This is a genomic window from Gottfriedia acidiceleris, assembly GCF_050457485.1.
Taxonomy (GTDB): domain Bacteria; phylum Bacillota; class Bacilli; order Bacillales; family Bacillaceae_G; genus Gottfriedia; species Gottfriedia acidiceleris_D.
On sequence record NZ_JBCMJM010000008.1, the window covers coordinates 329353 to 343083 of the forward strand.

A 13731-nucleotide genomic window follows, 5' to 3' on the forward strand; every position below is an offset into this window, starting at 1 on the left:
GAGTGGTAGTAATCTAGTAATACATTACTCTATTCATTCGCTTCTAAATAGATTGATTTGATTCCCTAGCTTACATATAAAAGACCTAAAATGGATAAGGATGATATAATTTAGATACATCTAGAAGTAAAACACGGAGGCTTTATGAAAAAAATTATATTTATTATCTCATTGTTTATCGGTGCTTTTTGTTTAGGTCTATATGATGCACCATCTTATGTATTTGGAATCTTTTATGTTGCAGTTCTTTTCTTATTTTTTTGGACAATGTTTTATCCATTTTATTTTTCAAAAAACCTAACGCGGATCGAACGCTTTCTAAGTAAGCAATCGAAAAAATCAATCCTTTATTTTCTTTATTCTGTTACAAACCATATGCACGATGAGATCGAACAGTCGTATCAATACGTTATGAAGAAACGAATTAGCCCCTCAAAAAAAGCCATTTATCAAGTTGTTTACGGCTTTTCCAAAAAAGATATACGATTTATTAATGAACGTATTGATTTCATTAAAGTACCTGAGTGGAATTCATATTACAAAACACTTTTATTTATTGAAGAAAATGAACTAGAGAAAGCAAAAGCAACAAAGGACTCAATGCGTTCAAAGAAATTTAAAAACTTACTTGAGTTCGAACTATTACTGAAGAAAAACAAACATGAAGAAGCAAAAACATTATTATCTCAATTGATTTCAAATTCAAGAGGCTATCATTATTACATATTATCCAAGCGCTATGAAGAAACATTTAATACAAAAGAGAAAAAATAATCATGCTAAACGGGACGGTATATCCGTCCCTCTTGTTAAAAAATATCCCTAGTCGCAGACGCGCCTTTTTTTATTGAATTAGAAATAGAAATAAGATTATATAAAGGAATATAATAAATTATTTAAAAATAGTATAGTCCTATCGGATAAGTCATCATATAATAGTAAAGGTATTATTTATACGAAAAAAGTGAGGTGGAACATTTTTATGGGTAGTCCCAGTATAGGTGATTCGGATAATTTACCGACATCAGAGGAAGTCATACAATTGAATATCCGAGGAGGATTACATCATAAAAATGTAATCCAACTTTTATAAGCTTTTGAAGGCTTCCTCTAGAAAAGAGGAGGTTGGAATATGGTACACAACATTTGGAAGCAAATTTACTTTAAAAAACAAGTTGAGAAACCAAAAAAAATTCAAGGGTTTGATATTGATTTAAACCATGAAAACTTATCACGTATTGACCGATTAGTGGATCGTTATGAGTCAGAAATTCTGCAACATTTAAATAGTGATTACACCCAACGAACAAAATTGTCTGAGAGAATCGCAGATAAAATTGCTCAATTTGGTGGCAGTTGGAAATTTATTATTTGGTTTAGTTGTACACTTGCTGCCTGGATGATTTGGAATAGCTTATCGATCACGAAAGCTTTTCATTTTGACTCTGCGCCTTTTATCTTGTTGAACTTATGTCTATCTTTTATTGCAGCATTTCAAGCACCAGTCATAATGATGAGTCAAAACCGACAAGCAGTACGCGATAAGCATGAATCCATTATAGATTTTGCAATAAATTATAAAGCAGAACAAGAGATTGATGACATGCAAAGTCGTCTAACCAATATAGAAAATCAATTAGCAGAGATTAGAGATTTACTTAAGCAAAGAAATTAAAAATATAAAAGAAAATATATAGTTTGAATCCCCTTTTAGGAGACAGTCAAAAGAAAAGATTGTTCTCTCCAATGGAGGGGATTTTTTTCATGTGGAAAATTGCTTCCATTATGTAACTTATATTTCAATTTTTCAACACGTTAAAAAGACACCTCCAAAATAGAAGGTGCCTAATTCCATATTAAACTAATTCATTAACCTCAACCTTTGCCAAATCTCCAGCAGCCTTTACCCTTACACGAGTCGCATTACCTGGCAAATAAGCCAGTGGCACATCCTCAACATCAACAATTACCAAGTTATTAGGATCTGCTCCCGCTTTTATTGCTTCTTGCTTTGCCTCATCCTTTGCCATTTCTAATGCTTGATCACGAGTTAATTCTACTAATTTATAAATTCGTTCTACTTGACCACTTACTTGTGAAATAGCTGCGCCAATTGCATTCGCTACACCTGAATGTTGCGGACGAATAACTTCTGAAGCTCCTTTTAAATTTTCAGGAAGTAGGATGCTACCACCACCAACTAGAATAACCGGCACATCTTCTGCGCTTGTTTTCATCTTATCGATTGCTTCTTCAACTAACTCGACCATTTTCACATACACTTTATTTAATAATTCTTTATCTAGATGAGCTACTTTTGATGGATCACCTAGCTCGACTTTGCCAAGGGCAACTGCTACGTCTGTTGTAGTTAACGTATCTCCTCCGAAAATTAAACTTTTTTCTGGAAGGCGATAGCCAACACTATCAGGCCCAACTGTGAATTCTCCATTATCCTTGATTCGAATAATCGTTCCTCCGCCAAGTCCAATTGAAATTAGGTCAGGCATACGGAAGTTTGTTCGCGCTCCGCCTATTTCTACTGCAAGAGAAGATTCACGTGGGAAAGATTGAATTAAAACACCAACATCCGATGTTGTACCTCCTACGTCTACAACAATCGCATCTGAACTTTTAGTCAGATAAGATGCTCCACGTAATGAGTTTGTCGGACCGCAAGCGATTGTAAAAATAGGATATTTCACAGCATATTCTACAGACATTAATGTACCATCATTTTGTCCGAAAAATACTTTTGCTTCAATCCCTTCATTATTTAATGCATTAATGAATCCATCTGCCGCTGTTTTTGCAACATCTACAACTGCGGCATTGATAATCGTAGCATTCTCTCTTTCTAGTAATCCTACTGAACCAATTTCTGATGATAGTGAAATAGCTACATCATCTCCAAGTACTTCCTTCATAATTTCACTTGCTCTTTCTTCGTGAGATTTTGAAACAGGTGAAAATACAGAAGTAATTGCTACCGAATCAACTTTTCCTTCAATTTCATTTGCAATTTGATATAAATGTGCTTCGTCTAAAGAAACAATTTCTCTTCCATCAAACTCGTGACCACCACGTACTAAATAGACATATTTACCAAGTGCTTCACGAAGATCATCAGGAACACCGACTAGAGGTTTTACTGCTAAAGTTGCAGGGGCTCCAATCCGAATCGCTGCAATTTTATTTAATCTCTTTCTTTCAACAATTGCATTTGTACAATGTGTAGTACCTAGCATTGCGTATTTAATTTGTTCTCTTGGTACATTCGCGTCGTCGATAATTTTCTTCAATGCTGTATAAATTCCTGTCGCAACATCTTCTGTTGTAGGAGATTTCGTTTCAGATACTACTTGATTATGGTCATCTAAAAGAACTGCATCAGTATGCGTTCCACCAACGTCAATACCAATTCGATATGTACTCATTATAATGTCACTCCTTTTTTAACAAGTTCTTCTACTGGTATATAGTCAACATCGTAGCCAAAGTATTTTGGTCCTACTGTTTCAATTCCTTTTTCAGTTCTCCATTTTGGATGACAAGGAATTCCGACTACTACACATCTCGCGCCATATCGAATACCTTCTGTTGTAATTGGAAGTCCTGTTTCTGCATCAAGTACAGCAATTAAATCTGGTGTGACACAAAGTAAACGCTGATCTGTTTGTGCCAGTAAGTGCTCATTTTGGAAACGAACTTCTAATGTTTCCCCTTTATATTCATTAATGCCCTCAAATGTTGCGATCCCTTTTGCAAATCCGCTTTCAGTTTTTCTGTTAATATCTGTTACTTTTCCACGGAAAAGTTCAAAGCCTTTCGCACATTTTAATGCCTCTTTAACTGGATCTGCATTGTTTTCTTTTGCAAGTCTGATTGCTTTTCCTAACTCTTCTTCGAGTTGAAGAATGTTACGGATTCCACTATCTTTTAAATTTTTTCCAGTCATCGGGTAAATGGCAGTCATGACAGAACCACCCATTTCAATTGTTGCTGCACGGGCAATCCGTTCAGTCCAAAGATTATTGATTGTTGATAGTACAGAATTATTCCCTTTCTCATCGGCAAGAACCATTGGTGTAGCCGAAATACCGTCTAAGTAAAATGTAACCATTTGTAATTCTGGAAATGCTCTTCCCATGCCGTCTACATCCACAACAGGTAAACCTAGCTTCGCTGCAAGGGCAAGAGGAATCATCGAATTTAGACCACCAGCCTCGATTGGCATCGTTGCATATATTTTCTTTCCTAAATAAGATTCAAGGTTTTGAAATGCACTAAACATCTCTTCACCACTTGGAACTTTTTCAAGCAATACGGTTGGAGCACCCATCATCGCTGATGGAACAATTAATGCATCATCCGGCACTTCATCTACATTTAATAAAGTGATTTCGCCATATTCTTCAATCGCTTGTAAAGCCATTAACTTACCTATGTATGGGTCTCCCCCTCCTCCTGTACCTAGTAAAGCAGCACCTACAGCAATATCTTCAATTTCCTGTTTCCCTATTTTTCTCATTTTTAGAATACCTCCAATATTCAGAAATTTTATGCGGTAATTTTTTCATCCACTACTCGCTTATTTTTAATTGCTTTTAAAATTAAAACACCGAAGTAATAAACAATTCCACTTAATACAAGTGAGTTAATTGATGGAATTCCAAATTTTATAAAATAACCAGCTGCAAATCCTGCTGCCCATGCAATTAATGTCACTGGATTAATCTTTTCTGGTTCAGCTGGTAAAGTTCCCTTTTCCTTACTCTCATCCAACGCTTTTCGATAGGTCTTTAATACAAAGTAATCAATGACCATAATTCCCGCAATCGGTGGAATCATGACGCCAAGGAAAACTAGAAAATCTACAAAACGGTCAAGAATACCAAGAATGGATAATAATGAACCGATTAATCCAATCACAAGTGTTACAATTCCACGATTCACTTTAACTTTAAAAATCGTATCGATAATATTCGTAAATCCTAGAGAAGAAGAATATAAGTTCAAGTTATTGATTTTTACAGTAGAGAAAACAACAACTGCTGCACCAATCCAACCAGATGTTTGTAGCATAATACTCACAACATCATTTGTTTTTGCTGCATGTGACATCAATACCGCAATCATACTAACGCCTAATTCACCGACAAGAGTACCAATCGTAGTCATCCAAAAAACATCTTTACCGCTTCGAGCAAAGCGACTAAAGTCTGGCGTAATAACAGCACCAATCATAAATCCTCCAGCAACCAATGTTGCACCAACGCCAATTGAAAGTGACTGACCTGGAGGAGGCGTTCCTATTAAACTAATAATTGAATGATCACTAAGAACTTTATAAACTCCGAATCCTACTACGATCAGAAAAGCAGGAACTGCAATTTTCGCTGTTAGGCTTAATAGTTTAAATCCAAAAATAACTAAGACAGTTACACCTATACCTGTAATCGCAGCAGCAACAGGAAGAATCAATTTACCATTAGTCGCCTCGACTAATCCATTTGCAAAAACAGAGTTCTGTACGCCAAACCAACCAATACAACATATGGAAACAACAAAGCCGATAATACTGGAGCCATATCTACCGAATCCAGTCCAACGGGATAAAAGACTAGTAGAAAGTCCTTCGCGTGCCCCTGCATAACCTAATAGAAAACTAACAATTTGCAACAGAACACTTCCGAACATCGTCGCCCAAAACGCTTGCCAAAAAGTCATCCCATACCCTAATGAAGCACCCAACATAAACTGAGACAATGTTGCCAAAGCACCAACTCGCACAAGCATAATATCCCACATCGGTAGTCGCGCCGATTGTGGAACCCTTGATAGTGAATAATCATCTCCAATATTTGACTTATTTCCCATTAATCTGACCTCCCCATTATTTTTCACCAGTTAGTAAACCTTTATTTATTGTGAAATTCCATTCCAAAACTGATTAAATGTTAGATCCAATCTTGTATAAATCTCCTCTTCACTATGTCGATGCATTTGCCAAAACAGCCCGTCCATTATGCATTGGAACGATAAAGCTAACGCATGACAATCACTATCTTTAATTTCCCCTTTCTCAATCCCTAGTCTAAAAATTTCAGAAAGAATTTTATACTCATCTTGCTCCATTGAACCAAAACGTTTCATAATATCTTCCTTTATAAACTCTGGTGGAGATGTCATGAGACGAACTAATATTTTAGCTTTTAGTTCCTCTTGATACTGAAAATCAATCGCTGATTTTAAAATAGAGTAGAGTTGAACTTTAGTAGATTGATTGCTTTTAAAATGTGACTCAACGATTGATAAATGTCCATCCAATGTTTCCTTATATACAGCTAGAAAAATATCATCCTTTCCCTCAAAAAAAGCATAAACAGATGGTGCCTTAATCCCAACTTCATTTGCGATTTCTCTAAGTGTCATTCCAGAATATCCTTTTTTTGCGAATAACTTTGTTGCTGCTTCCTTAATACTTTCTTTTGTTGATTTTGTTTTAATAGTCATCCTTTATACAAATCCCCCTAATTCACCTAACTAATGTACGTTAGGTAATGAGTTAAAAAATATAGTTTCTTTCCTTTAACTCAAATATTTATATTATCTACTTTAAAAACTCCTAACTAATGTTTGTTAGGTAATGAGCGAAAAATATTACAAAAACCACCTAACAATCGTTAGGTAAATAGGTAAAAAAATAAGATTACTTTCTAATCTACCTAACACATGTTAGGTAACGAACGAAAAAAAATATGACTTCTAACTTTTACTTTTTTTTGAATCCCTCCATTCACTAAAAAATATATTGTAGCTATATTACCACCACAAAACACAGAATACAATGATTTTTCAGAAAATACTTTAAATAATTTATGAAATTCTCAGGACATCATTAATAGTTTGTTTCTAATAAAATGATCGCTTTTTTTAAAACCTAATTTGCCTACTTACGAATTAATTGATCTACAATTTTTTGTAAATTTTGTGTAATCTTGCCTCTTTCACAATGAAATTTGATTTATTTTTCCATATTAGTGTTATACTTAAATTATTAAATCCCTATTATAGGAGGAATGAAAAATGAACGAACAAGAATTAAAAGAATATCGTGCAAATGTCATTTCATCACTAGAGGAAGAAATCACTCACTACCAAAACTTAATCAAACTAACAAGACATAGCAGACTGAAAGAAAGCCATACATATAATCTTAAATTCATGCAAGAATTATTGGACGCTGAAAAAGCTGATCAAAATAGTTAATAATTAAGAGGTGCCTTCTATTTGGAAGGTGCCTTTTTTAATGTTGAGAATTATGTATATGCGACTTTCATTGATCTTTAGGCTAGTTTGATCATTTTGTACTTACATAAAAAAGCCCTCATTGGCACATTAAAAGGCACCTCCCAAACGGAAGGTGCCCCTCTCAATCTTTATTTACTTCAATCCAAAAGCTTTAATAATGTCTTGATTAATACTATTACCTGCATCATCCCAAGCACTTGCTCTTAATGATACAGTAGATGCATTCTTACGGTTTTCGATTCTTGCTTTCCAGCTATCTTTTTCACGATTTAAATCAACTAGTTCCCAAGACTTGCCTTCATCATATGAAACTTCTAATGTTGCACCTTTCATTTTACCATTTCCTGGTGCACCAGCTACTTGAATAGCTTTCATTTCTAAATCAATCCAACGACCTGATTTTGCATTACCATTCATGTCAGTTTCTACATTGTAATCAAGCGAGATTAATGGAAGTTCTGTTTTATATTCTTCTTCTTCTTCCTTAGACCAGAATGTCCACTCTGTATGTGTTTTTACAGAATTATCGAAGCGTTGTGGGTCGCGCCAAGCATCACTAACTACTTTATACTGTGTATTTGCAGTTGGATACTCGTTAAATGAGTAGATTGCTTGTCCTTTTGCTTCTTTTACTAGTTTAGATCCTTGGTATAGTTTTAATGTTTGTGAACCTGGGTAATTAGTTTCTGAACCTGTGCTTCCAACTCCAGAATCAGCCCATGCAGGAATGTTAATGACTAAGTTGTTTCCTGTACGATAAGGTTTCCAGAAGCCATCACCTAAACGAGGACGAGCAACTGGTGAGAACCACTCTTCATCTAATGTTTGTCCTGGTTTGTAAGTTGCTTTCGGTTGACGTACTTCCCAAGCTGCATCTAACACACTAGCTTGATGATACCAAGAAGTACCTTTTTGAGCAGAAACCCATTCAGTACGAACTGATGGTAGATTTAATTTAAATTGGTAACCTACTCCATTAGGTCGGTATGATGGAATATCCCAACGGAATTCACCACCAGCTGTAGGTTGATCTGATTTGTATTCAGCATTAATTTTTACAAGGTCGCTCGCTTTAGGTGAATAAGTTACGTCTTTTGGAATTGCATTATCATGGTTATCAACAAGATCATAAACGTATTTCGTATTAGGAGTACCTTTTACGTCAAGTGTTGCTTTTTTGGACTTCGCAGTTTCAATCAGTTTTTTACCTTCTGTTTGACTGATTGCTACAACCGCGATTGGAGAATCTGAAAGTGAGTAATCTTCATTTTCAACTCCAACATATTCACTAATTTCTTCTGGTCCATCATTTACAGTAATAACTAGTTTTGCACCTGCTGCATATGCTGCTGCAGAGCGCTCCATACCAGTTACTTCATCACTTCGATCAACGATAACAGCCTTACCTTTAACATTTAATCCCTTATAATCCGCTGGAGCACCTTTACCTACATAAACAGCATCAAAGTTGTATTTTCCATCTAGTAATGTACTTCCAGCTTGTGGAATATCATCTAATTCATTGCCTTTGAAATTAATTGTCATGTATGGTTCAATCAATCTCCAGCGCGTGTTAAATGTAAATCTTCCATTTTTAACTTTCTTAGTTGGCTCAGCATACATCTTATCAACTGTAACCGGCATCACATAGATGTCACTAACATTGCTGCCATCAATTTCACGGTAATATTCCATTTTTCTAAAACTTGCTTCTGTTTTATTTGGTACGTTTGCTTTAATTTCATTCGCTTTACGTGCATCCAATGTTACAGTTTGAGGACCATCTAAATTAATTTCAGGATTTCCTACAAGTGCAACGCCAGCGTGGTCAGTATTAGTATCAACATCCATCATTGACATTGCAGAATAAGTTCCTGGTTTTAGACGTAATTCTGTTGTACCGTTAACTGCAATAAAATCTGGAACACCATCTGGGCCAAGTAGGTTAATATACGCCAAAGTAGGGTTACCGTCGCGTCCAATTGCTTTTAACGTTAATGGATATCTTTCCTCTTCTTTAATCATAGCTAGTGAAGTATGCACAACTGTTTTACCATCAACATTTGCTGAAATCTGACCTTGATAACGTTGTCCATTAGCACCTACGTTCGGATCGAGTGTAACAGTAACTTTTGCACTACCTTTTGCCGGCACAGTTACTTTGTTCGTTGAAAGTTTAAATAAACCAGCAGGTGCATCTGCATCGCTATTATCAATAATTTTCGCTGATAGATCTAACGTCACAGCCTGATCACTGTCGTTATTGTACGTAATTGTTTTCTCTTTCAATCCATCATTATCATGAGGCCAAGCATAGAAACCAAAATCAAGTGAACCTGTCGCACGCAAATCACCAAGAGTCGCTGCTGCAACATCAAGACGTCCAGTTCCACCTTCTAACGACTTAATATCATCTAATTTTTTAGTTGTACTCATTAATGCATCTTTCAGCTGTGCGCCTGTCCAATCAGGATGGCGTTGTGAAAGAATTGCTGCCGCTCCTGCCACGTGTGGCGTAGCCATCGACGTACCACTCATCGAAAGATATGATCCGCTTCCTTGAGTTGAATATTGAGATCGTGCAGCAGTAATATTTACACCCGGTGCTGTTAGATCAGGCTTTAATCCTTCACTACCAAAACGAGGACCTTTTGATGAGAAGTAAGCAAGATTATCTGATTTATCAACTGCACCAACTGTAAGTGCCGCATCTGCTGCTCCAGGAGAACCGATTCCTTCACGTCCTGTATTACCAGCTGCAATAACGAACAGAGAGCCTGTCTCAGCACTTAAATTATTAACTGCTTGTGCCATCGGATCTGTACCATCACTTGACTCATCGCTTCCTAAGCTCATGCTTACAATCTTGGCATTATGTGCAGCCCATTCCATGCCATCAATAATCCATGAATCAAGTCCAAAGCCTTCATTGCTTAACACTTTCCCTACAATTAGGCTTGCTCCTGGTGCTACACCTTTATATTTTCCACCTGATGCTGCCCCTGTACCTAGTACAGTAGATGCAACATGAGTACCATGTGCATGGAAATCGCGTACATCTTGATCTGGAACAAAGCTTTTTGTTTCTTTTATTTGACCAGCTACATCTGGATGCTGTGCATCGATCCCTGTGTCAAGAACCGCTACTTTAACGCCACTTCCGTTGTAACCAGCATTCCAAGCAGTAGGTGCCCCAATTTGTGGAACACTTTGCTCAAGCGTTGCTTTAACACGTCCATCTAACCAAATTTTTTCAATTCCAGGTGTAACTAATGACTTTGTAGATTTGGTAGAATCCGCAGATTTAATATTTTTCTTAACATCTTGCCAAAACTCTTTCGAATCCTTCTTCTCTGTAGAAAGCGCAGCCCCATTTATACTTTCAAGTTCATGTGTTTTCGTTGAAGCTTTTAATGTAGGTTTCACGCTTGAGCGAGTTTTTGACTCTGAATATTGTACGATAACAGGTAATGTCTTTTGAGACGCATCATCATATCCATCTGCTATAAGTGCTGTGATATTGAATAGATTTCGATCTAATGCACCAGAAGCTAAGTATGGCATCGCTTGTTTCGGAATAACATATGTATCCTTATTAACCGTCATGATATGTGAACCACCATCAGCTTTATCCGCTGGCTCAACACTGATCACACTTTGTCCATCTGCAAACTCTGTTACAGTAACAACATCACCTGTAATAAGCGTTATCACATGCTTCCCTGTACTTGCTTTTGCGTTAATTCCTTGAAGTTTCGTTTCTACAGCACTACTATTTGTTAAATTTGAAACATGATTGCTTGTCCCGGCAGCTAACGCTTGAAAAGTCGGAACAGCAATAAGAGCTGTCGTCATCATCGCAGTAACATACTTATTTAACCTTGGCTTTCCTGTCATCTTACACTCTCCTATTCTGATAAAATAAAAAAAGCGACTTCTCATATGAATCTATTAAAATCGAAATTAATCGTTCATATCCAAACCACTTCTTAAAAAAGCACTCTACATTATCAAAATATAAAGAAAATTCAATTATTGGTCAATTGGGTTATTGAGGTCTTGATTTACTAGCATTTTATTAAAACATACTAATTTTTCTAATCGTTTTTGAATGAAATTAACCCAATTATTCAAAAAATAAAAAACCACCCGCCATAGAAAGAGTGGTTACCATTCAAATCTAGTTTTTTGACACTTTCTGAACCTAAAACCTTAATCATCAACCTCAAATTTATAAGTCTTTTTTATCTTGTTATACTTGTTTCACTAACAATTCACCTAAATAAATTCCAATTAATGTATTTTATAATAAACATCTTAATAGCGCTCCAATAGAAGCATTATTTTCAGAATGATTTAACTTCCACGGTATGTACTATATCCCCATGGCGTAATCAAAAGAGGTACGTGGTAGTGCATATTAGTATCTGCTATACCAAAGCGCAACGGTATCTGATCCAAAAAAGGTGGCTCAGCGAGATCTACTCCTTGCGTTCGAAAATAACTTGCAACGAAAAAAACTAATTCATATACTCCTGATTGAAAATCTTGACCAGAAATAATAGGAAATTCAACTCTACCGTTATTATTAGTATGCATTGTTTGTATCAAGATACGAGTGACTCCTGATTCTACACGCCACAACTCGAGTTTCATTCCACTTGCTGGCAGTCCACGACTTGTATCCAAAACATGCGTAGTTAGAGCTCCCATTTTAATCTATCAGAACGTTTCATACCGTCCCATCTCCTTCTAAGTCTTTGCGGGTTATAACTATACATTGAAAACCATATGGTGGCCTTGGTTCTGTGAATACTGAACCTTTTGAGTTTGGAATCAATTGGACTACTGTTTCCCAAGTACGGTTGTTAGACTCAAACTGAATTTCATCCAATTGAGGGAATCGTTGTAGAACTCGAAGTCCTATTTCCCAAACTAAATGTTGAATCGAACGGTTATCTAGTTCATGAAATACTGTTTGTGCTATATCTCTAACTTGTTCTGCTGCTACATAACGAGACCCATCCGTTCCAATGAAATCAGATTCTTCATTGTATCGCCAACTAATATTTAGATAGATAAATAAAGGACGGTCATGTGCTTCAGGCAATGTTGTATACTCGTCTCGAATAAACCCATAGAAAGAATTTCCGCTTACCTTGATCAATTGCAAATCGTTAATACCGCTACTATGTTTTACTACAGTATTACCATTATTTGTACGAGCCACTTCAATTGTAGCTGTTGCATATTCATTCCGTGAACGTCGGAAAACAAGACCACTTTCTAATCCATTTCCTGTAGGAACAAGTGAAGAATCAAACGGGATCTCATTTCCGGTAATTTCGACTGCGCTTATATGAGAGTATTTTTCTAGAAAACTCTTACAAACATAATCAAGAAATCCTTCCATTGTAGAACCTTCATATTGTGCCAAAAGATGTTGGATAAAGTTTTTCATTGAATCTGTAGCAATTACAAGGCTATTGTCACCTTTACTAAAAGAAGTTAAGAAAGCTGCACCCTTCAGAGCGATTTTAGCATTCATACCGAAGATGATGTTGTCACGTCTATTAAATTCAGACTCTGGAATGACTTTAACTCCAGTAAGAGGTTTTACGTAAGTACGGTAAACATACACATCTCCTTTACCGTAATACAAAATTCTATCTCCGCGCATAACAATTACCTCCTCAAGCATTCCTAATTAGATCACTTAATCGGAAAAGTGCAATTTTATACACCTGACGCAAAGCTTCTTCTAGCTCTTGATTATAAGGATATCTGACTCGTTCTACCATTGCATTTCGGATACTATCTTTACTATGACCACGTACAGCGATAATAAAAGGAAATCCGAATTTCAGTGTATATGTTCGGTTGAGCGCTAAAAAAACCTCGTACTCTTCTTGCGAAAGTCTGTTCAATCCAATTTCAGCCTGCTCCTTAATAGAAGCATTAGCCATCTTAACACTAGCAGCCAAATCTGGATGTTTACGTAACAAATCGATTTTTGCTCCTATAGAAGATTCCTCTACTACAGTCATCATATCTTGATGGAGTTCAACTAAAGAAGAAAATGGTCTCTTTATCCACGCTTGCTCAGCCACCCAAGGTGAGTGCTCAAAAACCCAGCCAACTGTTTCAGTAAAAGTAACTTTATTCATTTGATTGAGACTCTCGAGTGTTACTTGTTGGATAGAAATCAATCCTTTCTTTTAGTCCAACAGACTCATTATAATAATGCTTAAGTACCTCATACATGTTCTACTAGGATTTCATACTTTAGTAATCTAGAATCTTCACATTTTTTGTCTTTATACAATCAAGATGTTTTATGGAGTTTATAAACAAAGTTATAAAACGATAAGACCTTCTCTAATATATGTTTTCTGTAAAATTTTTAGTCTTGTATTT

11 protein-coding genes are annotated in these 13731 nt (G+C 36.1%); 3 read left to right on the plus strand and 8 right to left on the minus strand.

Features of this window, described 5'->3' with window-relative positions; genetic code table 11:
- The first annotated feature begins 144 nt into the window (after positions 1-144).
- Entirely contained in the window at positions 145-774 is a 630-nt protein-coding gene (locus ABEY15_RS10305) for a hypothetical protein (protein WP_429889975.1), read from the plus strand.
- Between the two features lie 358 nt (positions 775-1132).
- Positions 1133-1675, plus strand: coding sequence for a DUF1003 domain-containing protein (locus tag ABEY15_RS10310; RefSeq protein ID WP_429889976.1), 543 nt, complete (start codon positions 1133-1135; stop codon positions 1673-1675).
- A 181-nt stretch (positions 1676-1856) separates the two neighbouring features.
- On the opposite strand, the gene ABEY15_RS10315 is transcribed toward ABEY15_RS10310, so the two are convergent.
- Genes ABEY15_RS10315 through ABEY15_RS10330 form a run of 4 tightly spaced genes read right to left on the minus strand, consistent with a single transcriptional unit; the run spans position 1857 to position 6516 of the window.
- Entirely contained in the window at positions 1857-3437 is a 1581-nt protein-coding gene (locus tag ABEY15_RS10315) for a hydantoinase/oxoprolinase N-terminal domain-containing protein (RefSeq protein ID WP_429889978.1), read from the minus strand.
- The gene (locus ABEY15_RS10320) at positions 3437-4531 is read right to left on the minus strand and encodes a DUF917 domain-containing protein (RefSeq protein WP_429889979.1); all 1095 of its coding nucleotides are present in this window, start codon (positions 4529-4531) and stop codon (positions 3437-3439) included. The genes ABEY15_RS10315 and ABEY15_RS10320 overlap by 1 nt, the downstream gene beginning before the upstream one ends.
- Positions 4532-4560: 29 nt before the next feature.
- Complete coding sequence (locus ABEY15_RS10325; RefSeq protein ID WP_429889980.1) at positions 4561-5880, minus strand: purine-cytosine permease family protein; 1320 nt, start codon at positions 5878-5880, stop codon at positions 4561-4563.
- Positions 5881-5925: 45 nt separating this feature from the next.
- Positions 5926-6516 (minus strand): TetR/AcrR family transcriptional regulator, encoded by a 591-nt coding sequence (locus ABEY15_RS10330; RefSeq protein WP_429889981.1) that lies wholly within the window; start codon positions 6514-6516, stop codon positions 5926-5928.
- 573 nt (positions 6517-7089) lie between these two features.
- On the opposite strand from ABEY15_RS10330, the gene ABEY15_RS10335 reads away from it, so the two are divergent.
- Positions 7090-7272, plus strand: coding sequence for a hypothetical protein (locus tag ABEY15_RS10335; RefSeq protein WP_429889982.1), 183 nt, complete (start codon positions 7090-7092; stop codon positions 7270-7272).
- A 174-nt stretch (positions 7273-7446) separates the two neighbouring features.
- On the opposite strand, the gene ABEY15_RS10340 is transcribed toward ABEY15_RS10335, so the two are convergent.
- The 4 genes from ABEY15_RS10340 to uraD all read right to left on the minus strand — a co-directional run bounded on the left by ABEY15_RS10340 (position 7447) and on the right by uraD (position 13523).
- Complete coding sequence (locus ABEY15_RS10340) at positions 7447-11211, minus strand: S8 family serine peptidase (protein WP_429889983.1); 3765 nt, start codon at positions 11209-11211, stop codon at positions 7447-7449.
- Positions 11212-11670: 459 nt separating this feature from the next.
- A complete protein-coding gene (gene uraH, locus ABEY15_RS10345; protein WP_429889984.1) occupies positions 11671-12027 on the minus strand; it encodes a hydroxyisourate hydrolase in 357 nt (118 codons plus the stop codon).
- A gap of 19 nt (positions 12028-12046) precedes the next feature.
- Positions 12047-12994, minus strand: a complete 948-nt coding sequence (gene pucL, locus ABEY15_RS10350) for a factor-independent urate hydroxylase (RefSeq protein ID WP_429889985.1) — start codon at positions 12992-12994, stop codon at positions 12047-12049.
- Between the two features lie 13 nt (positions 12995-13007).
- Positions 13008-13523, minus strand: coding sequence for a 2-oxo-4-hydroxy-4-carboxy-5-ureidoimidazoline decarboxylase (gene uraD / locus ABEY15_RS10355; protein ID WP_429889986.1), 516 nt, complete (start codon positions 13521-13523; stop codon positions 13008-13010).
- Between the last annotated feature and the right edge of the window lie 208 nt (positions 13524-13731).

Excerpts from the sequence above, each read along its gene's own strand:
- ABEY15_RS10315 (WP_429889978.1), bottom strand. The coding sequence starts at position 3,437 with ATGAGTACATATCGAATTGGTATTGACGTTGGTGGAACGCATACTGAT.
- ABEY15_RS10305 (WP_429889975.1), top strand. The coding sequence starts at position 145 with ATGAAAAAAATTATATTTATTATCTCATTGTTTATCGGTGCTTTTTGT.
- ABEY15_RS10330 (WP_429889981.1), bottom strand. The coding sequence starts at position 6,516 with ATGACTATTAAAACAAAATCAACAAAAGAAAGTATTAAGGAAGCAGCA.
- ABEY15_RS10335 (WP_429889982.1), top strand. The coding sequence starts at position 7,090 with ATGAACGAACAAGAATTAAAAGAATATCGTGCAAATGTCATTTCATCA.
- ABEY15_RS10320 (WP_429889979.1), bottom strand. The coding sequence starts at position 4,531 with ATGAGAAAAATAGGGAAACAGGAAATTGAAGATATTGCTGTAGGTGCT.
- ABEY15_RS10340 (WP_429889983.1), bottom strand. The coding sequence starts at position 11,211 with ATGACAGGAAAGCCAAGGTTAAATAAGTATGTTACTGCGATGATGACG.
- ABEY15_RS10310 (WP_429889976.1), top strand. The coding sequence starts at position 1,133 with ATGGTACACAACATTTGGAAGCAAATTTACTTTAAAAAACAAGTTGAG.
- pucL (WP_429889985.1), bottom strand. The coding sequence starts at position 12,994 with ATGCGCGGAGATAGAATTTTGTATTACGGTAAAGGAGATGTGTATGTT.
- uraH (WP_429889984.1), bottom strand. The coding sequence starts at position 12,027 with ATGGGAGCTCTAACTACGCATGTTTTGGATACAAGTCGTGGACTGCCA.
- ABEY15_RS10325 (WP_429889980.1), bottom strand. The coding sequence starts at position 5,880 with ATGGGAAATAAGTCAAATATTGGAGATGATTATTCACTATCAAGGGTT.